16 protein-coding genes and 1 tRNA gene are annotated in these 21,039 nt (G+C 63.4%); 3 read left to right on the forward strand and 14 right to left on the reverse strand.

What is annotated here, in order from left to right:
- Nucleotides 1-170: 170 nt before the first annotated feature.
- On the reverse strand, nucleotides 171-1,490 hold the full coding sequence (locus tag NVS32_RS02535; protein WP_258498516.1) for an O-acetylhomoserine aminocarboxypropyltransferase/cysteine synthase family protein: 1,320 nt from the start codon (nucleotides 1,488-1,490) through the stop codon (nucleotides 171-173).
- Nucleotides 1,491-1,899: 409 nt separating this feature from the next.
- Here NVS32_RS02535 and NVS32_RS02540 point away from each other — a divergent pair, with 409 nt between their 5' ends.
- Nucleotides 1,900-2,649, forward strand: a complete 750-nt coding sequence (locus tag NVS32_RS02540) for a DUF975 family protein (protein ID WP_258498517.1) — start codon at nucleotides 1,900-1,902, stop codon at nucleotides 2,647-2,649.
- A gap of 98 nt (nucleotides 2,650-2,747) precedes the next feature.
- On the opposite strand, the gene rbr is transcribed toward NVS32_RS02540, so the two are convergent.
- The 13 genes from rbr to NVS32_RS02605 all read right to left on the reverse strand — a co-directional run bounded on the left by rbr (nucleotide 2,748) and on the right by NVS32_RS02605 (nucleotide 18,699).
- A complete protein-coding gene (gene rbr / locus NVS32_RS02545; protein WP_059052776.1) occupies nucleotides 2,748-3,293 on the reverse strand; it encodes a rubrerythrin in 546 nt (181 codons plus the stop codon).
- A gap of 90 nt (nucleotides 3,294-3,383) precedes the next feature.
- Nucleotides 3,384-4,283 (reverse strand): HhH-GPD family protein, encoded by a 900-nt coding sequence (locus NVS32_RS02550; RefSeq protein ID WP_258498518.1) that lies wholly within the window; start codon nucleotides 4,281-4,283, stop codon nucleotides 3,384-3,386.
- Nucleotides 4,283-4,762 carry an RrF2 family transcriptional regulator gene (locus NVS32_RS02555; protein ID WP_258498519.1) on the reverse strand — a complete coding sequence of 160 codons (480 nt, stop codon included), beginning with the start codon at nucleotides 4,760-4,762 and terminating at the stop codon, nucleotides 4,283-4,285. Before NVS32_RS02555 ends, NVS32_RS02550 begins: the two co-directional genes overlap by 1 nt.
- 25 nt (nucleotides 4,763-4,787) lie before the next feature.
- A complete protein-coding gene (locus NVS32_RS02560; protein ID WP_258498520.1) occupies nucleotides 4,788-5,525 on the reverse strand; it encodes an HAD family hydrolase in 738 nt (245 codons plus the stop codon).
- A 239-nt stretch (nucleotides 5,526-5,764) separates the two neighbouring features.
- A tRNA-Asp gene (locus tag NVS32_RS02565) sits at nucleotides 5,765-5,841 on the reverse strand.
- Between the two features lie 215 nt (nucleotides 5,842-6,056).
- On the reverse strand, nucleotides 6,057-6,902 hold the full coding sequence (locus NVS32_RS02570; RefSeq protein ID WP_258498521.1) for a hypothetical protein: 846 nt from the start codon (nucleotides 6,900-6,902) through the stop codon (nucleotides 6,057-6,059).
- Between the two features lie 51 nt (nucleotides 6,903-6,953).
- On the reverse strand, nucleotides 6,954-7,559 hold the full coding sequence (recR, locus tag NVS32_RS02575; RefSeq protein WP_258498522.1) for a recombination mediator RecR: 606 nt from the start codon (nucleotides 7,557-7,559) through the stop codon (nucleotides 6,954-6,956).
- A 2-nt stretch (nucleotides 7,560-7,561) separates the two neighbouring features.
- Nucleotides 7,562-7,909: a YbaB/EbfC family nucleoid-associated protein gene (locus tag NVS32_RS02580; RefSeq protein ID WP_258498523.1), complete on the reverse strand. Its 348-nt coding sequence runs from the start codon at nucleotides 7,907-7,909 to the stop codon at nucleotides 7,562-7,564.
- 59 nt (nucleotides 7,910-7,968) lie between these two features.
- Entirely contained in the window at nucleotides 7,969-10,185 is a 2,217-nt protein-coding gene (gene dnaX / locus NVS32_RS02585; RefSeq protein WP_303646452.1) for a DNA polymerase III subunit gamma/tau, read from the reverse strand.
- 214 nt (nucleotides 10,186-10,399) lie between these two features.
- Nucleotides 10,400-11,770, reverse strand: a complete 1,371-nt coding sequence (locus NVS32_RS02590) for an ATP-binding protein (protein ID WP_258498524.1) — start codon at nucleotides 11,768-11,770, stop codon at nucleotides 10,400-10,402.
- Nucleotides 11,770-12,480 (reverse strand): LytR/AlgR family response regulator transcription factor, encoded by a 711-nt coding sequence (locus NVS32_RS02595; protein ID WP_258498525.1) that lies wholly within the window; start codon nucleotides 12,478-12,480, stop codon nucleotides 11,770-11,772. The genes NVS32_RS02590 and NVS32_RS02595 overlap by 1 nt, the downstream gene beginning before the upstream one ends.
- 112 nt (nucleotides 12,481-12,592) lie before the next feature.
- Nucleotides 12,593-15,100: a glycoside hydrolase family 3 N-terminal domain-containing protein gene (locus NVS32_RS02600; protein ID WP_258498526.1), complete on the reverse strand. Its 2,508-nt coding sequence runs from the start codon at nucleotides 15,098-15,100 to the stop codon at nucleotides 12,593-12,595.
- Between the two features lie 476 nt (nucleotides 15,101-15,576).
- Nucleotides 15,577-18,699 (reverse strand): glycoside hydrolase family 3 C-terminal domain-containing protein, encoded by a 3,123-nt coding sequence (locus tag NVS32_RS02605; protein WP_258498527.1) that lies wholly within the window; start codon nucleotides 18,697-18,699, stop codon nucleotides 15,577-15,579.
- A 145-nt stretch (nucleotides 18,700-18,844) separates the two neighbouring features.
- Between NVS32_RS02605 and NVS32_RS02610 the strand changes: the two genes are divergently transcribed.
- Together NVS32_RS02610 and NVS32_RS10990 are read left to right on the forward strand one after the other, a co-directional pair.
- Nucleotides 18,845-19,561, forward strand: a complete 717-nt coding sequence (locus NVS32_RS02610; RefSeq protein ID WP_258498528.1) for a LytR/AlgR family response regulator transcription factor — start codon at nucleotides 18,845-18,847, stop codon at nucleotides 19,559-19,561.
- A 173-nt stretch (nucleotides 19,562-19,734) separates the two neighbouring features.
- Nucleotides 19,735-20,958 carry an ATP-binding protein gene (locus NVS32_RS10990; protein ID WP_258498529.1) on the forward strand — a complete coding sequence of 408 codons (1,224 nt, stop codon included), beginning with the start codon at nucleotides 19,735-19,737 and terminating at the stop codon, nucleotides 20,956-20,958.
- Nucleotides 20,959-21,039 lie beyond the last annotated feature (81 nt).

The following is a 21,039-nucleotide window of genomic DNA, read 5'->3' on the forward strand; positions in this document are numbered from 1 at the left end:
TGCCCCAATGTCGCCGAAAGGCACATTATTGCAGCCACTGCGCACAAAACAAGCCCTCTGGCGACCGATTGTCGCCGGAGGGCCGTATGTGTTGCAATTCTCGCCAAAAGCAGCGTATTGGCGACAAGCGCTAGGAGCGCGAGAGGGGCTGGGGAGTCGCTACCGACAGCCTACGCGTTGGCAATCGCCTGGTCGAGGTCGGCGATGATGTCGTCCACGTCCTCGATGCCAACGGAGAGCCGGATGAGGTCCTCGGAGAGGTGCGCTGCCTTGAGCTGCTCGGGAGTGAGCTGCGAGTGCGTGGTGGAGGCAGGGTGGATGATGAGGGACTTTGCGTCGCCCACGTTGGCGAGGTGTGTGAAGAGCTTCACGTTGTTCACCACGTTGAGGCCGGCCTCACGACCGCCCTTGACGCCAAAGACCACTACGCCGCCAAAGCCGTGCTTGAGGAGACGGGAAGCAACCTCGTGCGAAGGGTCATCCTCGAGTCCAGAGTAGCGGACCCACGCGACCTTGGGGTTGTCCTTCAGCCACTTGGCGACGGCGAGTGCGTTGTCGGAATGGCGCTGGACGCGCAGGGACAGGGTCTCGAGGCCGATGCCGATGAGCTGTGCGGCGTACGGAGAGAGCGTGGGACCAAAGTCGCGCAGCTTGTTGGCTAGGACACGCGTGGAGAACGGCGCGGCGGGCGCGACGTCCGCGAAGACGGCACCGTGGTAGGAGGGGTCGGGCTTGGCAAGGGTGTGCCACTTCTCGGGGTCCTGCTTCCAGTTGAACTTGCCGGTATCGATGACCGCGCCGCCCAGCGTGGCACCGTGGCCGCCAATCCACTTGGTGAGGGACTCGATCACGACGGCCGCGCCATCCTCGGCCGGACGATAGAGGTACGGGGTAGCAAAGGTGTTATCGACAAAGACGGGCACCGGGGACGGCAGGGAGTTGGCAGCCCGGACCAACGCCGGGACGTCCGCGACGTCCACAAGCGGGTTGCCGATGGTCTCCACGTACCAGAGCTTAGTCTTGGGCGTGGTGGCAGCGACAAAGGCGTCGATGTCGTTGTTCTCGACGAAGGTGGTCTTCACGCCCAGGTCACCAAGGGTGTGCAGGAAGATGTTCCAGGTGCCGCCGTAGAGCGAGTCAGAGGCGACTATCTCGTCGCCCGCGCCCACCAGGTTGGTAAGGGCGAGAATCTCGGCCGCGTGGCCAGAGGCAACGGCAACGGCACCGGTACCACCCTCGACCGCGGCCACACGAGCTGCAACGGCGTCGGTGGTGGTGTTGGTCAGGCGGCCGTAGACGTTACCGGGGCGGGAGAGGGCGAACTTGGAAGCGCCGTCCTCGGCGTCCTTGAACTCGAAGGCAGCGGAGGCGTAGACGGGAAGTGCCGCAGAACCGGTGGTGGGATCGGGGGACCAGCCGGCGTGGACCTGCAGGGTGTTGAAGTGCTTCTCGGGGTCCTTGGCGAAGTCGGGGTTGAGTTCGAAAGCCATGATGTTTGCTCCTTGTTTCTCGTAATGCGCTGAAAGCGTGATATCGCAATTGCTGATAGCTAGTGCTTCCGGATGAGCCCGAGCGCGTGGCAACGTCACTGTTACTCGCGGTCGGGCTAAAGCATCTGCCTGCCCAGAATTGGTTGGTATGTCTGTGTCCTCTTCATGGTTCCCAACTATAGCCACCCTTGCGACGAGAAGGAACCCTCGTAGTTCCACAAGGTTTGGATAGGTTGTTATCGTTCTAAGCGATAATTACAAGTCCCATAGTGGGTCCCGTGGTGACTTCCGGGCCGCCAAGCTGGTCATTGAGCGGCACTAGTGCCTCTTTCGGCGCTCTTGCCGTATGCTGTCACCAGGGCCATTGGCCCAAGCAGTTCACTTCCAGACCCATAGAAAGAGGCGCATCATGTGGACCAGGGCAGAGCTCAAGCACCGTGGCAAGGCCGCATTTAAGCGCAACTACTGGAAGACGGTCCTTGTCGCCGCCATCCTGTCATTGCTCACCTATTCGTCGTCGCTGCCACGCGGCTCCTCCGACGCAAGCAGCAAGGGCCTCTCCGAAACCACCCACATGCTCGCGGACCCCGCCTCTGCCCTCTCGACCAACAGCCAGTTGGTTGCAGGATTCTTCGTGGGTATTGGGCTTACAGCCCTAGTTGTCATCGCGGTTCTCGGCATCCTGATCGGAGTGTTACTCGTTCTCCCCCTCCAGGTGGGCTGCCAACGCTTCCTGTTCCTCAACCTCCGCGAGCCGGCAAACGTACGAGAAGTTCTTTGGGCATTTGACAGCAGCTACCTCAATATCGTGAAAGTCATGTTCCTGCGGGACCTCAAAATCTTCGCCTGGGCCCTGTTGCTCGTGATTCCCGGCGTTGTGAAGGCCTACGAATATCGGCTGATTCCATTTCTCCTCGCCGAGAACCCCGCGCTCTCCTCAGCAGAGGCGTGCGAGCAGAGCCGCACCCTCATGGACGGCAACAAGTGGAATGCCTTTGTGCTTGACCTGTCGTTCATTGGCTGGAACATCCTTTCGCACCTCACGCTTGGACTCGTTGGCCTCTTCTATGTCTCGCCCTACGAGAACAGCACCAACGCAGCGTTGTACGAGGCCCTTCGTTACGGGAACGACCAGACATCTGCTCTGCCCGAGAAATAAAGCGAACCTCTCGCCCCACAAGCAAGGCGCCCGCCCCGGGAATCCGGGACGGGCGCCTCTTGTCTCTCGTCAGATTGGCGAAACCTATGCGGCAAGCGCTAGTAGTTGATCGCCTGCTCCTCGAAGTAGCTCTGCGGGTGGTTGCAGACGGGGCAGACCTTGGGGGCCTCGGGGCCAACGTGCAGGTGACCGCAGTTGAGGCACTTCCAGACCTTGACGCCCGGACGGTTGAAGACCTCGCCCTTCTCGACGCGCTCGGCGAGCTTGTTGTAGCGCTCCTCGTGGTGCTTCTCGACCTCGCCAACCAGGCGGAACTTGGCAGCGATCTCCTTGAAGCCCTCCTCGTCAGCGGTCTCGGCGAAGCCCTTGTACATCTCGGTCCACTCGTAGTTCTCACCGGCAGCGGCATCCTTGATGTTGGTCAGGGTGTCGGGCACGTCGCCGCCGTGCAGATACTTGAACCAGAGCTTGGCGTGCTCGGACTCGTTGCCGGAGGTCTCGGTGAAGATGTCAGAGATCTGGACGTAGCCCTCCTTCTTGGCCTTGCTCGCATAGTAGGAGTACTTGCGGCTGGCCTGGGACTCACCAGCGAACGCTGCCTCGAGGTTCTTCTTGGTCTGCGAGTTCTCGAAATCGACTGCCATTACTGCTCCTCTCCTTCCCCCTCTTTGGGGGAAACATTGGGTCACGAAGCCGTGCCCCACCTGCCTTCGCAGGCGGTACCCATAGTAGCATCAGGTGCACCAAATGTTACCGTTATTATGACAAAAACCCTCTCTCGAGAGTTCCACCAGTAACGCCTGGGCATCCGATACGTCCACACCTCTTCTACCCGCTGCGCGTTCCTTGCGCGAAAGCTCCACGCAAAGAGTTTCAATGTCCACGCCCCCGCGCGGATCGGCTCGGTGAGCGAGAAGGATGCGCAGGACTTCGGCGCGTTTCTGCCGGTGAGAGCCCTCGAAGCGCGACTGTCGCACGTGCGAGCGAGACCGGCGCGAGGGGTTGGGGACGGTCGCCTTGAGGTGCGCCCCATAGTCGAGAAGCGCATAGTACCAGGTGCGCGTGTCATCCGCTGGGTCGCTGGCATCCGGCGGGCACGTGGCACGCGCGATGGGCACCAGCCGCGCGTCTGGCACGCTCTCCTCCCGAGGGAAGAGCTCGTGGAGAAGAACGGCGCGCACGTTTGTCTCGAGGTAGGCCCCAGGCAGGTCGAAGGCAAACGCGCGGATTCCCGCAGCCGTCGCCGGGCCCACACCGGGAAGCGCCTTGAGCGCAGCCTCGTCAGATGGCATGCAGCCGCCCGCCTCCGAGACCTCCTGCGCCGCGCGCCAGAGCGAGAGCGCTCGTCTGTTGTAGCCCAGGCCCTGCCACTCGTCCAAGACGTCCGCAGAGTCCGCGGCGGCCAGGGCGTCAACCGTGGGAAAGAGCTCCAGCCAGTGCTGCCAGCGGCCATCCACACGCGAGACCTGCGTCTGCTGGAGCATTACCTCAGAGATCCATATGGCATAGGGGTCCCGCGTGCGGCGCCACGGCAGGTCACGATAGAGCTCGCGCCCACGCGCAAGCACCGTGGAGCGAAACGCGGCGAGATCCTCTACGGCCGGCAGGGCACCGGGGTCCGCGACGGGCGGCATTACTCGTCCGCGGCCTTTGGCTTGCGCTTGCTGCCCACGAGCTTGAACGAGCCCGTCATCTGCGGCATCTTACCCTCCATCACAACCTGGTAGAGGGTCACGGAGTCAAAGTAGACGCGCAGCATGCGCTCGGCGTTGCACCAGACGGGGTTGAAGTGGCACTCGGCCATGCGCGGGCAGGGGCCGCCGTCCTCCCCCGCATAGTCACAGGCGGCAATGAGGATGGGGCCCTGCACTGCCTCGACGAGCTTGAGAAGCGACGTGGTGCGCGGGTCGACGGCCAGCCTCATGCCGCCATGGGCACCACGCGTGCTCTCAACGATGCCTGCCAAAGCAAGGTCGTGCTGGATAGACCGCGCAAAGGAGTACGGGACATCATTGTCCTTAGCGGCTGTGCGCACCGAAACCACGCCCTCCGGTTTCTGGACGAGAGCCGCAAGCATGCGAAGTGCGTAGTCTGTCTTTCTCGAGATTTCCATTGCTACCTCCTGGCAGCCCGATGGGCTAGCCTCTCCTCCGGCTCATCTTTGCAGGAGAGTCTCCCCACTCGAGGATCTCCCAGCCGTGCTGCCGTGCCAACTTCCTAAGCGTCTCTCCCGGGCACACTGCATAACCCTTAGCGGCCGCCGAGAGCAGCGCTGCATCCGTATGGTGGTCGCCATAGGCATATGCAAGCGTCCATGCGCCCTTGCCCAGGTGGGCGTCCGCCCAACGCGTGACCGCCGCGACCTTCTCGGGTCCCTGCACCACGGTTCCCTCGACGCGACCCGTATAGTTGCCCTCGGCGTCGCGCTCCATGCCGGTGGCAATGTAGTCGTCCACGCCAAGCGCCTTGGCGGCATCCGCGGCGATGGGTGCAAACGTTGCCGAGACAAGCAGCGTGACGCAGCCCTCGCCATGCCGCTTGGCGACCTCTGCGACGACCTCCGGGCGATAGCGGTCCTTGAGGGTGCTCTCGTAGAACTCGTGCATGACCTTGTCGATGTCCCGATGACTCAGGTCTTCGAGCGCGCCAAAGACGAGCTCGCGAGCCTCGTCCTGGCTCTGGGGCAAGTGCAGCTTGTAGCGCAGGCCCCACCAGGCGAGCGCGAGGGCTCGCGGAACAGACATGAGCCCGTGACGCCACAGGTACACCGAGAAGAGCGCGCCGGACTGGCCGTCGATGGACGTGCCGTCGAAGTCGAATACGGCGAGCTTGGTCTTTCTCTGCAGTTGCGCGCTGTCGTTCGTGGTAGCGAGCATGCTGGGCGTCTCCATAGTGCGGTTGGGAATCGTATCGTGCCAATGATACCAGTCCGGTAACGGCACGGGGTGAATTGTACTATTTGACGTATCAATTCGGACGAGTGGTGGAGACGCTGCCGTAATGCGTTGCCGGAATGACACAGCCGGTAGGCAGGCGCACACCGTTTGGCAAGCGCTTCTCGCACATCTCATACGCATAAGAAAGGAGCCCCTTGCGGGGCTCCTTGAGTTCACAATGGCGGGATATGCGGGGCTCGAACCCGCGACCTCCGACGTGACAGGCCGGCGCTCTAACCAGCTGAGCTAATACCCCACGCGCGTTGTGCGGGAGCTATTATACGCAGAGTGCACAAGGTCTGTCTAGCCCAAAATTAAGAAAGTTTTGTGGGCAAGACAAGACGGCAGGATGCCTTTCTCAAGCCTCGCTTGGCGTGGGGCCGGCGGAACGCTTGCCGCGGTATTTCGCCGTTTAGGGGCGGCTAACCGTTCGGAATCCGCGGCTAAAGCGGAGCCCTACGGAGCACCTACCTACTCGAGCGACACATCCGTAGTGGCACCGGTCGAGTCCGTCACGTGGACCACGGAACCGTCAAGCGCAGCGGACGCAATGGTGCCTGTACCCGTAATGGCGTTGCCCGAGGAGTCAGCCACCGCCACGGGCTCCGAGTCGCCACCAATCGTGTACGCCACGACGTCCCAGGTCCCATCGGACTTATTCTCCGGAACCACAATGACCGAGTTGTGCAGGATGAGCGTAACGGGAGTCCCGCTCACGGTGAACTCCTGCGTCTTGTTGCCCTGGGAGTCGGTTGCCACCACGGCATAGGTACCGTCGCCGGCAGCCTCGATGGCGTAGGAGACACCCTGATACGTAACGGATCCGTCCGCAGTGGTCTGGACCTGCTGCGGCTCCTCCGCCGTGGTGGCAGCGGGCTCGGCACTCTGCGTGTTATCCTGCGCGCCAAGGAAGGTGACAAAGGCAACGATGGCGAGAATGACGAAGAGCCCCACCACGCCAGCAATAACGAGCAGGACAGACTTGAGGTTCGCAGGCTTGCGCTCGGGCTTCGAGCCGTACTCCGGACGGTTGCGCCCGCTGAGACGACGGTTACGCGAACGACGCTCGGCACGGTCGCGAGCGATGTCGGCTGCCTCGGCAGCGTTCTCGCGCGTGGTCACGCGGGCACCCTGGCCCGCAGAAAGCGTTTGGAGAGAGTCTACCGGCGCGGCACACTGACGCGGAGCGGTGCTGTCGTCAACGTCCTCAGGAATGGCGTGCGCCCCAACCCCGGAGACCCTGTGGCCGCCGGCGGCATGCCTTCCCGCAGCGTGCACGGAGTGCCTGTACCTCTCGTCATTCGATGCGTAGCCCATCTTGTCTCCCCCTGCATTGTCCAACCCGTACCATCCTAGCCCTCCGCGCTGCTATACCTCACGACGCGCCTCGATGGCGCGGCCAAGCGTCACCTCGTCGGCATACTCGAGGTCCCCGCCAACGGGAAGCCCGCTGGCAAGGCGAGACACACGCACGCCCAGCGGTCGGATGATGCGCGAGAGGTACGTGGCGGTTGTCTCGCCCTCGACATCCGGGTTGGTGGCGAGAATGACCTCCTGAACCTCGCCCGAGGCAAGGCGCGAGAGCAGCTCCTTCACGTGGAGCCGCTCGGGGCCGATCTTGTCCATGGGCGAAATCACGCCGCCAAGCACGTGGTAGAGCCCGTGGTAGCTGCCCGTTCGCTCGATGGCCGAGACGTCGCGCGGCTCGGAGACCACACAGATTGTCGTGCGGTCGCGCGAGGCGTCAGAGCACACGTCGCAGGTGTCGCGCGTGGCGTAGCTAAAGCAGATGGGGCAAAAGTGAACCTGCTGCTTTACCTCGAGAATCGCCGTAGCCAGCCTGCGCGCCTCCTCTGCGTCGGCCTCGAGGAGGTAGTACGCGATGCGCTGGGCGGACTTTGGGCCAATGCCCGGTAGCCTGCCCAGCTCGTCGAGGAGGCGCTGCAGCGCGTGCCCGTCGTTGAGCTGGTCCATCCCTAGAAGAGCCCCGGGATGTTGAGCCCGCCGGTGACGGCGCTCATAGCCTTCTCGGTGGCAGACTCGGCCTGCTCAAGGGCGTCGTTCACGGCGGCAAGAATCATGTCCTGCAGCATGTCAACGTCCTCTGGATCAACCGCCTGCGGGTCGATGGTGATGGAGCTGATGCGCAGATCGCCGGTGGCCGTGACCTTTACCGAGCCGCCGCCCGCCGAGGCCGAGACCTCGGTTGCCGCAGCCTGCTGCTGCGCGGCAACGAGCTGCTCCTGCATCTTGCGGGCCTGGGCCATCATCTGGTTGCGGTTCATACCGCCCATGTTGTATCCGCCTCTGGGTCCCTTGGACATGTCTTCCTCCTGGTTGCTGGTTGATATGCGTGCTGGTATAAGGCCGATAAGAACGTTGGCTAGTCTGTGCCCTCCCCATCCGAAGCGGTAGGCGCACCAGGCGAGTCTGGCTTCACGACAACGGATCCGCCAAAGGCGTCCTCGAGCATCGCCGCGATGTTCGCGAACTCCTCGGTGAGGACCGGGGCGTCGTCTGCCGGGGGCGTGGCGGGCGGAGTCGGTTTGGGGGCCGGAGCAGGCGTCGGTGCTGGCTTGGGGGCCGGAGCAGGCGCCGGTGCTGGCTTGGGTGCCGGCGCGGGCCGCGGTGCCGGAGCCGGAGTGGGGGCGCCAAACTCTGCGTCCTCCTCATACGCCGACGCATCAGCATCGCTGTACGGAACCCGCTCGACCACAGGGGGCTCCGGAGCGGGCGCGGGCTGCTCCGCGGGAGCTACGGGATCCCACGGCATGGGGTACGACGTTGGCGCCTGCTGTGGCGCAGGTGCAGGTACTGGCTGAGGCGCAGGAGCGGATACCGGGCGCGGAGCCGTCGCAGCTCGGTCGGACTGGGCTATCGCCTGGCTGGAGAGGCTCGACTCAACAAAGATGACCTCGCGTGGCCCAAAGACGCTCGCAACAATGGGCAGGTAGAGCTCGCGGACATCCGCACGCTCGAGCATGCGGGCCGCAAAGTGCGAGCCCGTAGGCAAGGACACGGTGAGCTTTGCACCATCGTCCGAGACGATGCTGGAGTTAAGGAGCAGAGAACCCCTGGACGCCGACTTGGTCATGAGGCCCTCGGTGACGCGCTTCCAGTTGCGCTGCAGTGTGGCGCCATCGGTGATGGGAGCGCCAGCTTTCGGCGCAGCCGAAGTACGCGGGGCGGGAGCGTGCTGCGGTGCCGGCTCCGAATGCGGGACAGGAGCCGAGACAGACGCGGGCTGCGGTGCCGTACGAGGTGCCGGAGCTGGCCGCGGCGCCGGAGCGGGGGCTGGCCTTGGCGCAGGCGCTGGGCGCGGCGTGGGGGCCACCGGCTGCGGAGCCGGGGCTGGTGCCGAGACGGGCGCGACGATTGGGGCAGACGCGGGAGCTGGTGCTGGCACAGCCGGCGCGGGAGCCGGCGCCGCCACGCGGCCGGGCACCGAAAGCGCGGCAACCTGTCGCTCGAGGTTTCCGATCCTCTCGGCAAGCGACTCCAGCGTGAGGTCGGATTCTGGCCGGGCAATTCTCGTCAGCGCAATCTCAAGAACGAGGCGCTGGTTGGTGGCCGTGCGCATCTCGCTTGAGGCCTCGCCCAGGATGGTCAGCACGCGCGCGATACGGTCCGCAGAGCCAAATGCCGCAGCCTCGGACGAGAGGTTCGCAAGCTCCTCCGGGGATGCCGCGATGACCTTGGACGGGTCGCCAACCACCGCAGTCACGTACACGTCGCGCATGCGCGACGCAAGCTCGCGCGCAAACTGCAGCAGGTCGCGTCCCTCTGAGGCGAGCCGCGAGACCTCCTCAAAAAGTGACGCCACGTCCCTCTCGGCAATTGCCTTTGTGACGTTGCCCAGAACGGCACCGTTTGCCTCGCCAAAGAGGTCCTGGGTGGCCGAGAGCGTGATTGCCCCGTCGCCAAAGACCGAGACCTGCTCGAGCGAGGTGAGGGCGTCTCGCATACCGCCACGTGCGTGGCGAACGATAAGCTCGAGCGCGGCGTCCTCATAGGTAAAGCCCTCCTGCGAGCAGACGTACGCTAGGTGGGCCTGCATCTCGTTGGGACCAATGGCGTGGAAGTCAAAGCGCTGGACGCGCGAGAGGATCGTGGCCAGGATCTTCTGCGGGTCGGTGGTGCACATGATGAAGACCACGTGGCTCGGGGGCTCCTCGAGCGTCTTGAGCAGCGCGTTGAACGCCGCTGGCGTGAGCATGTGGACCTCGTCGATGATGTAGACCTTGTAGCTGCCGCGAACGGGCGCATAGTTGACGCGGCTGATGATCTCCTCGCGGACATTGTCGACGCCCGTGCGCGAGGCGGCGTCCAGCTCAAGCACGTCCGGGTGCTCGCCCGCCGCGATGAGCTGGCACTCCTCGCAGGTGCCGTCGGGCAGGTGACCTGCGCCGCGTTGGCACATGAGGGCCTTTGCCAGGATGCGCGCCATGGTAGTCTTGCCGGTGCCGCGCGGGCCGCAGAAGAGGTACGCGTGGCTCACCTTGCCCTCGAGAACCGCGCGCTTGAGGGTCTCGACCACGTGCTCCTGGCCGACGACCTCTTCGAACGTCTTTGGGCGGTACTTCGTGTAGAGCGATTCCATGGGACCTCCGCGCCTCTTGCCTGAGAGTCCCAGTATACCCGCGGGCATTGGGGATGGGCCATGCTCCACCGCGTCACCTTGAACGACGGCCGCGCGCGACCACGGCCTCACTCGGCACCACCTTCTGAGGGGAGAATAACGCGCCTCCAGCGGTAAACGCGCTTCCGACGAGAAACAGGGACGCGTCCCGAAACCGCCGCTGCGGCGTCAACCTCTACGCCGGAAGCACGATAGTGACCCCAAAGCGGTCGCCCTCGGCGCGCATGCTCATCGAACCGCCGTAGGGCTCCACAATCTGGCTCATCGACCGCGTGCCAAACCCGTGGTTGAGGGGGTCGCCCTTGGTCGAGACGGGCAGCCCGCCCTCAAAGCGCACGTCCCCGTCAAAGTAGTTCTCCTCGTGAATCACCGCCATGTCACCGCGCCGCGAGACAACCAGGCTGATCGTTCTGCGCTCTGCGCCGTCCAGACGGCGCACCGCCTCGATGGCATTGTCGAGGAGGTTTCCAAAGAGCGAGTACAGATCCGCAGGCGAGAGGCCCGAGAGCGCGGCACCGTCGGCAATACAGGTGAGCCGCGTGCCTTCTCGCTCGCATAGCAGACGCTTCTCGCTGAGGATGGTGTCCAGCGCGTCGTTTCCAGTCTTCACCTTGGAGTCGTAGATGCGCACCTCCTGGGCAAGGTCCTCGAGGGCGCCCTTCTCGACCGCCACTCCACCCTCCTCAAGGTGGCGAATCTGATGCCGGATGTCATGGCACTTGACGTTGATGGCGTCGATGGTGTCCTTGGAGAGCTGGTACTGGCGCTCCTCGTCGGAGCGGACGCGCTGCATCACGGCAACATCCTGCTCGAGGTGCTTGTTGTATAGCAGCTCGAACTCCATCCAGAGCACAAACATGCAGGTGGCAAAGTGGACTGCCCGGTACAGTACAACAATGCGCGTGGGCAAGCCGTAGGCGGTTAAGAAGCACTTGTTGGCAAGGTCAAAGGCCAGGCACACCAGCACGACCATCATCACGACGACAAGCGCCGACCCACCCTGAACGGGCGAGAAGCCATACCGCTCAATCTTGCGGACGATTGTCCGATAGCACACGGCATACACCGCAGCACACAGCCCAACCATCCCCACCAGCGTAAAGCCCCACGTATCAACGGGAAGACCCATGGGCACCAAGATGGTTCGCACAAGCCCGTCCAGACCGCTCGCAATGTTCTGCATGATGTAGCCTGCCGAGACGCAAAAGAGCGCCGCCGGAGAGGTAGCTTCAAAAAGGAGAAGCACAAGGCCGTAGCAGAGGGCGATAACCAGCGAAAACGTGACGAACTGAGACACGAACACAACCACGGAGACATTGGGCCATGATAGGCCCGAGGGAACAAAGGGAAGCTCGCCGAGCGACGAGCCCAGAAGCGTCATGACCGAGACAAACGAAACCACAACACAAGCGGCAACCACCGCGCGCCAGACAAAGCCCTCCCTCTTTGGCAAGCTGCGGGCAAAAAGCCACATGGCAACAGCAATCTGTACGGTCGTGAGAATAGGGCTGACAAGGTAGGGGACATTAGAGCTGAGAAACCCCATCAGAAGCTGCCTCCCAGGTAGTCGGTAATGGACGCAAGAGCCGCCTTGTGTTTGGGCCGGCTGAAGAAAAGGCTCTCCCCTGTGGTCACACGAACGCAGTCGCGCTGCACGGCGCAGATGTGTCCCATGTTGACCAAACAGCTGTTTGAGATGCGGACAAAGCTCTCCTCGGGAAGCTGCCCAGCGGCTTTGGTAAGGCTTCCACGTAGCGAGACAATCTCTCCGTTCGCGAGATGGTAGCTCAGATCATGGCCGAGGATGTCAACAAACACGAGTTCAGAAATGGGAAATATGCGCATACCGTCGCGGGTGACAACAGTGACCTTTTCAGCCCTCCCCCGTCGCACAATGCGGAGTGCACGGTCGAGCCTAAGGGCAAAGTCATAGTACTCGACCGGCTTCACGATGAAGTCCAGGGCGTCGACCTGGTAGCCTTTCACGGCGTACTGCGCGAGGTCGGTCACGAAGATCAGCGGGGTCTGGGTATCGTAGCTGCGCAGGAGCTGCGCCGCTTCCATGCCATTGATGCCGGGGAGACCGATGTCCATGAAGATGAGGTCGTAGGGATTGTGATCCTCGGGGAGCTCCATGGCAGTGGAGACGGTCGTGACTTGGAACTCCTCGGAATGCTCCTGCCCATAGTGGGCCAGCATGCGCCTGAGTGCTTGAGCATCAGGCGCCCTGTCCTCGACGATAAGTACCTTGAACATGGTACCCCCATCACTTCCCCCCCCCGGTTTCCCCTTCCCCTTGAGTGTATTTCACCTGAAAGCAAGGCACGCCCGGCATGCGCATGATGCCGGGCGTGCGGTAGTGCGACTGCTAGCGCGTGATTGTCTCGGGCTTGGTGAGGGGCGCGACCTTGTAGGTCTTGGTGCGGTCGTCGTCGATGACGCCGGACCAGTTGAGGCCAAAGCAAAAGTCGTACGCGTTGCCCTCGGAGTCCACGTAGGGATCGAGGTCGCGGGGCACGTCCTCGAGGGAGGCCTCGACGGTGTCCATGTCCTTGGGCATCTGGCACGGGAGCAGGCCGGAGGGCTCGACCTCGCCCTTGAGGATCCTGCCGTAAGCCTTGCCAAAGTTGCGGCCGGAAGAGGCCCACGACCAGAGGATGACGTCCGCAGCCTGCTCAAACTCGTGGAAGCACTGGGCGTTGTTGGTGCCCTCGACGATCACGATGAGCTTGGCGTCGGCGGGAAGCGCGGCACGGGTGTTGAGCACCATGTCGAGGTCGCTCTCGTTGGAAGCGGTGACCGACTTGCCGTAGTAGGAGCGGTTCTCCTTCGTCCCGTCCTCGAGCTTGTCGCCGGCGAGAGAAACGCGGCGCACGTTGGGACCGTCGGCAGTGTAGGGGCGGTACTGCAACGAGATGGGCAGATACTTCTGGTCCTCGGGAACAGGCTCGCTCGAGAACATCCCGCCGCCACCCTCGCCGGCACCGGTGTTGGGGCTGGCGATGACGAGAATCGCGTACTTGCAATCGGCAAGCTGATCAGCCGTCGCGCGAATGCAGTCGGACTCCTGGTAGACCTTCTTACTCGTATCTACCTGAGCGGCCATGGGGCCAAAGGCCTGCGGCTCGCCCGTTGGCTCGCCGACCGTGTCGGTCACGACATCAAAGAGCTCGTTCGCCGCGTCCTCGTCGATGGCAAGCGAGAAGCTCGCACTTCCGCCGCCGAACATCCCGCCGCCGGAGAGCTTCTGGGGGATATAGCACTTGGGCTTACCGGTGATGCCCTGCTTTGAGATAACGTTGCCCTTGTTCTTGAGCATGACGATGGCCTTGTTGGACGCTTCCTGGCCAAACGCCGCAGCGTCGGAGTCCTCGAGGACCTCCTTGGCCCTGCTCGAGTCGTTGTAGGGGTTGTCGAAGAGCTGGACGTCGTTCATGACCGTGAAGATGTGGCGGGCAGAAGTACGCACGCGGGCCAGGGCGGCGTCCTCGCCGTTGTCCTTGGCGTACAGCGCGTAGCCGTCCTTTGCCACGTCGGGCGCCCAGTCCCCGCCGATCTGGTCGACGCCAGCGTCGAGAATCTTCTCGAAGCGCTCCGGCTCGGTGAGGTCTGCCACCGTGCCAAAGCAGCGGTTGCCAAAGTCGGTCGCGCGAAGAATCTGCCAGTCGGTGGTGATCATGCCGTCCCAGCCGGCGGTCTCGCGCAGAATGTCGAGGGCCTTCTTGTTGTAGGCGCCGCCAACGATCTCTCCGTACTCCTCGTCATCGCTGTAGGCAATGCCGTAGTTGGGCATGATCGCGGCCATCTCGCCGGTCTCGCCGTCGAGGTGCATGCCGCCGTCGATGAACGGGATGAGATGGGCGTCGTAGTTGTCGCCGGGGAAGACGTCGTACTTGCCGGCGTCGTTGTGGTCGTTGCGGCCGCCCTCAGTTGCACCGGGGCCGCAGTAGTGCTTGAGCATGCAGGCGACCGAATCGGTGCTCCAGCCCAGGTCGTTGCCGTTGTCATCGGTGGTCGACTGCATGGCGCCAACGAATGCCTTGGTCATATCTCGGTTCACTGCGGGATCTTCGCACATGGAGCCGCCGAGACGGGTCCAAACCACGTTCGTGCCAATGTCCACCTGGGGACCGAGGTTTACGCGGGCACCCGTAGCGCGCCAAGCCCTGCCGGTGTACATGCCGGCCTTCTTCCAGAGCTCCGGGTCCATCGCAGCGGTGAGGCAGTGGTTGTCGGGGATGTCATAGAGCTGGTAGGGGTCGGTCGAGTTCATGTACGGGATGCCCCAGCCGCCGTTCTTCTCGCAGTACTCCTGGACCGCATTGATCCACTTGATGTCCGAGGCAAAGGAATCGATATCCGAATTTGCGCGAGAGACGCCGGCACGCATTCCCTCGTCGAGAAGCTCGGTCGAGTCATCATCGAGCGGGGCGGTGGCGCTCATCATGCCGTTGTGGAACATGAGGGGCAGGATCTCCTCGGCGGAGAGCTGCTCTGCCAGCGCGGCGGCGCGGTCCTCGTCCGATTGGCGCCAGTCCTCGTAGAGGTCCAGCTTGCCGTTGCCGTTCATGTCCTTGAAGGCCAGGCCGTCCACCTGGATGATCTTGGCGGTGTCCATCACGCCCAGCTCGGCGCCGCCGTCCGGGTTGGTGTAGCGGGTCCAGCCGTCGCGGGTCTCCTCGCTCGTCCACTTTGCCTGGACGTCCGAGCCGTCCGGGTCGATGGGGTACTTGTCGGCGCTGGGCGCGGACGCAGCGGCGCTCGCGCCCGCGTCGCCGCCGGCCGTGCCGGCCGAGCAGCCCGCCAGCCCCGCGAGCGCGGCGGCAGCCGCAGACCCCGCGAGGAAGTTCCTTCTCGTTACGCTTCTCTCCTCCATGGTTCCCTCCTGTTTGGACTTCCCTTCCTTGCCCCGCATGGGGTGATTTCAGAGTCCATTAAGAGGGCCACGGGAGCAGCTTTGCCCCACCTGTCACAGCCTGCGGTGCCGGTGCCGTGGATTGCGAAGGATGCGCCGCTTACCGGCACGCGAGCGGTGGGACGTCACGGCGTGGTCGCGGCGTGGTCGCGGCGGAGAAAAACGCGCCTCCGGCGAGAAACGGGCGCCGAAGCAGGTGTTTCGTACGGAATTCCGTCTGAAGCGGGCCCTCCGGCGTCAATTCCTCGCCGGAGGGCGCATCTGCGCAGCGGCGGCGTACGGAACCCTGCCTCCAGCGTCAATTCCTCGCCGGGGGGCACATCTGCGCAGCAAGCACGCACGAAACCGTGCCCGTGCCGAGAAAAGCGGGCCCACCCAAAAGGACAGGCCCGCCAAGTCAAACGCACCAGCGTGGCTACGCGTTCACCGTTCGGCCGCTACGCCTTGTCGCCGTCGCCCGCAGCAGTACCCGCTGCCGCGGCAGCCCTCTCGGCAGCGCGCTTCTTGTGGTTGCGCCAGCCGGTCCAGAACACTAGCGCGATTCCAGCGGCACCGCCAACGGTCACGCCGATGCGCACCTTGTCCACCGCCTGCAGACCGTAGTTGATGGTAGCGCCCGGCGCCGCACCGTTCATCACGTGGCTGTTGGCCGTCACGTACAGCAGGTGATGCATGGCCTCGCGGGCGTAGTGGTACGCCTCGGGGTTGTCCTTCTCGAACGTCCAGACGTTGCCGGCGTTGCTCTGGTAGGTGAGCTTGGTGTCTCCGCCCGCCTCGATCATCTGTTTGGCATCCATGAACGTGCCCGTGTTGGCGTTGTCGGTGATGATCCAGCCGTTGAAGCCCCACTCGCCGCGGACCACGCCCGTGAGCAGGTCGTAGTCTCCGCCGACCCACGTGGCGCCAATGCGGTTGAAGCCGGTCATGATGGCCTGTGCGACGGGAATCTCACGGGTCTTCGCGACAAGTGCGCCGTCCGCACCCTTCTCGACGTAGCTCTCCTCCACGTTGCCGGCCCTCATTACCATCTCGAAGGGCTTGAGGTAGATCTCGCGGATTGCCTGCTCGTTTGCCCACGTTGCGATGGAGTACTGCCCGGCGCGGTCACCACGGTGGTTCTCCTGGTCGTTGAGGACGAAGTGCTTGATCGTGGCGTAGAGGCCCTTCTCGGCGGCAGCCTTGACGGAGCAAGACGCAACCTCGCCGGACAGGAAGCCGTCCTCCGAGTAGTACTCGCCATTGCGCCCGGAGAAGGGCGTGCGGTGGATGTTCATCGAGGGGGCATACCAACCCGCTGCCCCGCCAATCAGGGACTCGTTGCCAATCATGTTGCCAAATGCGGTGTAGAGCTCCTGGTTCCAGGTCTGCGCAAGGGTCGAGGGCCCCTCGAAGACGTGGCCAGTGCCGCCGTAGATGAGGTAGCTTGCCGTGTCCGCATCAACGTTGAAGGGCTTCTCGACAGAGTCCAGCGGCATGGTGCCGTAGCCGCCGCGGTTGATGGAGACGTCGTAGTCCTCAACGGTCAGCTGGTCAAGCAGGGAGTCCCACGTGGGGTCGTTGTAATCGAGCCCACGCATGTCCGCAAGCGTCAGACCGTTCTTGGCACCGTAGGTGGGCGTGTCGGTAAAGGTGCCACTCACGTCCGGGTTACCGGAATCGGTCGAGTCGAGCTTGGCGAGAAGGTCATCCGAGGCGACCTTGGACCAGGTGTAGGGCACGGGGTTGCCATTCTCGTCCGTAGCGTTAATTTCGCCGCCCCAATCGGAGATGTCGCCCTGGTAGGGGGTGCCGTCGTGCTTGGGGAAGGTGCCCGTCCAGTCCGCACGGGTGAGGTAGGTCACGTCGCCGCGGGCGTCGTCGAACCTGTTGGTAACGCTCTTGCCGGTAAGCGAGTCCGTCGCGTAGGTCGTGGTGTCGACCTCGGTGTTCTCGGGCACATAGGACGCTGCCATGGCGGCATTGCCGCTGACGTTGGCGCCCTTGGCGGCCAGCACGTTGTTCACGGCGTCATGCGCGTTGCGCCCAGCGGTCACGTAGTAGGTCCCGGCATCAAAGATGTACGTTCCGGCGCCCTGCGAGTCATACGCGGCGAGCTGGGAGCGGTCAAAGCCCACGTCGACCGTCTGGCTCTCGCCCGGAGAGAGGAGCTTGGTCTTTGCAAAGCCCACCAGCTGGACGGACGCCTTCTCGACGCCGTTCGCGCGGTCGTAGTCCGTGTAGGGGCTCTGCGCGTAGACCTCCACCACGTCCTTGCCGGCAACGTCACCGGTGTTGGTGACGGTCACGCTCGCCGTGCACTTCTCGTCATCCCAGCTGGTCGAGAAGCCCGACCAGTCAAAGTTGGTGTACGAGAGGCCATAGCCAAACGGGTAGCAGACCTCGCTGTCGTAGTTGTAGTCGCCTTCGTTGCCCTGGCCAAGAACGGCGTCCTCGTAGCGCGTCTCGTAGTACTTGTAGCCTACGTAGATGCCCTCCTCGTAGCTCACGTAGTTGTACTTGGTGAGGTTGCCGTCCTTGTCAGCGTACTGGTAGTCGCCAAAGTTCTGCGCGGCAGGGCTGGAGAGCGGATCGTCGGCAAAGGTGTCCACCGTGCGCCCGGACGGGTTCACGCGCCCGGAGAGGATTCCCGCGAGCGAGCTCATGCCGTCGGTCCCCGTGGAGGGAACGACCAGGCACGCCTTGATGTTGGGGAACTGCTGGAGCCAGTCCAGCTCGACGGCGGAGGCGGTGCTCACGATCACCAAGCCGTCATCAAAGTTGTCGTTGATGTACTGGAGGATCTGCAGCTCGGTCGAGTCGGGCTCGAGGTAGCTCTTCTCCTTGTCCTCCTCGCTTGTAGCGTGGTTGTACATGGAGCGCGGCATGTCGCGGCCCTCGCCCGCAACGCGGCGAAGCACGAAGACCGGCGTGGTCCCCTTGGTGGAGTCGAGCACGCCTGCGTCCTGCATAACCGTGAGCGGGCACTCGTTGATGGCAAAGTTCTCCCCGTCTCCAAAGCTCACAGAGCCGGATCCCATGTTGTAGTCCTTGCCGGCGCCGTTGGCGTAGAAGTCCTGCAGCGTGGTGTTCACGGAGAAGCCCTCGGCCTCAAGCGCGTTGTTCAGCGCGTCGCTGGTCGGCTTTGAACCGGTGACCATGCTCACCATCGACTGCGAGGAGCCGAGGAGTTTGGAGCTCTCGCCAAAGAACGAGAAGGTCGTACCCGCCGCATAGGGCAGCGTGTTGCCATCGTTCTTGAGCATCACGACGCCCTCGGCAGCAATCTGCTGGTCGAGTGCCTTCTCGGCGTCCCCAATGGTGTCCTTGGTGTAGTCAGCCTTGTTGTACTGCAGGTCAACGCCATCGGTGCTCACCGTGTTGTTCCACGACTGACTGATGCCAAGCATGCTGTTGATCATCCTGTCGTAGCCAGGTAGCATCACGTTGACGGCAACCATGAGCGCCGCCAGAACCACGACCAACGCGGACTTGAGGATGGTCTTGATGACCCTCCCCACCTTGCGCGCGCGGCTCACGGTCCGCGCGCCGCCGGCGCTGGCGCCGGGCTTCTTCTTTCCCATCTCTTCCCTCCGATGCTCCCGCAGGCGAGGCACATTCCCCGCCGTAATCCAAAACCAGATGGCAAGGTAGTTCAGCTAAGCTTGGGTCGTGCAAAGGGTGACCAAATCCGTCACCGGCGAGACAGAATCGGGAGGGGACAGCCGCTTGGCCACGTACAAGGTGCTTGTCGTCGAAGATGATGACGAGGCGGCAGCAACGCTTGCAGCCCACCTCGACCGCTTTGGCGCCGAGAAGGACGTCCGCTTCCTGGTGACCCGACTGGCAACCGCGTTCGAGCTTCCCTCCGCAGAAGCCGTTGACCTCATCTTCATGGACATCGACCTGCCCGGCATCAACGGCATGGAGGCAGCCCAGCTCCTGCGCGAGGAGAACGCCACCACGCCCCTCATCTTTGTGACCAACCTCGCTCAGTACGCGGTCAAGGGCTACCAGGTGGATGCGCTGGACTTCATGGTCAAGCCCGTAGGCTATGGTGACTTTGCCATGCGCATGGGGCGGGCTCTCAAGGCCATGGAGAAGAACGCGACGCACACCATGGCACTTCCGACGTCCGCCGGCACGCGCGTTGTCGACGTAAGGGACATCGTTTTCGTTGAGCTTGAGAAGCACGACCTTCTCTACCATGTTGCCGGTCTTGCCCAGCCGCTGCGCAGACGCGGCAGCATAAGCGGCGCACGAGAAGAGCTTCCGCAGGGCCTCTTCATCACCGTGAGCCAGGGGTGCCTGGCCAGCATGGCGCACGTGAGTGCCGTGCTGGCCGACTCTCTCCAGATGGATGACGGAACCACGCTGTACTTCAGCCGCTCACGCAAGAAGCCGTGCCTCGAGACGCTCGCCCGCTACTTTGGGGGCACCATATGACGGCAGCGTGGGAAGCACTTGCCACAAGTCTTGGATACGCCATCCAATGTTCCTCACTGTTCTCCGAGCTGTTTGTTGCAGCGTGTCTCTTTGCGCACGGGCAGCCGACAAAGCCCCACGCTTGGACGCGCGGCCTCGGTGCGGTTGCGACAGTCTTCGTTACTAGCCTCGTTGTGTCCCTTCTTGTTGGTGTCCACGAAGTCTCTAACGGAAACGTCCTTTCCCTTGGGGCCAATTCCGCTTGGTCCTCGCAGCTGGCGCTCGGAGGAGCGCTTGCCAGCTGCACGCTGTTTCTTCTCGCCCTCATGCCGGCCCTGCTCTTCTGCTTCGAGGTGAGCCCCTGGGCCGCGGTGTTCTGCGCAACCGCAGGCTACGCTCTGCAGAACCTAGCAAGCGGTGTCGGCGAGGCGGCAGCGCTCGTCCTCGACGCAGCAGGTATGCCGGGAATTGTGGTGGGCGGCACGCCGTGGCTCACCATTGGAGCCTGCGCGGCAATCTATGTTGCCTCCTACCTGCTCTTCATTAGGCACGTCGACCCCAAGGGCCTCGAGGGGCGCGGCAACCCCGCCATGCTCGCCATGATCGTCGTGGTCGTCTTTGGCATCATCGGCTTTGACCTCATCCTGAAGTACGTGGTCACCGGAAGCCTCCCCGTGCGCATCGTCCTGTACCTGCGCGCGTTCCATGCGCTCATCTGCGTCTTTGTGATCATTGTCGAGGTTGAGCTGGTCGTGGTGCGTCAGCTCTCCTCCGAGAAGGCCGCCGCGGAGCGCCTCCTTGCCGAGCAGGAGCGCCAATACCAGCTCTCGCGCGAGAACATCGAGGCGATCAACATCAAGTGCCACGACCTTCGCCACCAAATCCGCTCGCTTGCGGCGGGCGACGGAACGGTTGACAAGGACGTCCTCGAGAGCGTCGCACGCGAGGTCAACGTGTACGACTCCAAGGTCCGCACCGGCAACGACGCCCTGGACACCATCCTCACCGAGAAGAGCCTGCTCTGCGAGGGCCGCGGCATCACCCTCACCTGCGTGGCAGACGGCGAGTCGCTGGGCTTCATGGCGCCGGCGGACCTCTACGCCCTCTTTGGCAACGCGCTCGACAATGCTATCGAGGCCGTAGAGCACCTGAACGATGCGGCAAGGAGGTCCACCTCGCTCATCGTGCGCAGGCGCGCCGGAACCGTGACCATCCACGTGGAGAACTACTACGACCCCACTGCCAGTGCAAAGAGCTTCAAAGGCGACGTGCCGGCAAGCACTAAGGGCGACCCTCTCAACCACGGCTTTGGGACGCGCTCGATGAAGGCGATCGTCGAGCGCTATGGCGGGACGCTGGCCTTCTCGGCAAATGGGTCGACCTTCTGCGCGGATGCCGTGATTCCGGAGCACGCGTAGGCGCTCTGCCCACCGCTATCATCCACCGCGATAGCCAGTCAACGCGAATAACGATTTGAGATTCAGCCAGACGCTAGCTAC

The sequence above is a fragment of the Tractidigestivibacter montrealensis genome (assembly GCF_024741235.1).
Taxonomy (GTDB): Bacteria; Actinomycetota; Coriobacteriia; order Coriobacteriales; family Atopobiaceae; genus Tractidigestivibacter; species Tractidigestivibacter montrealensis.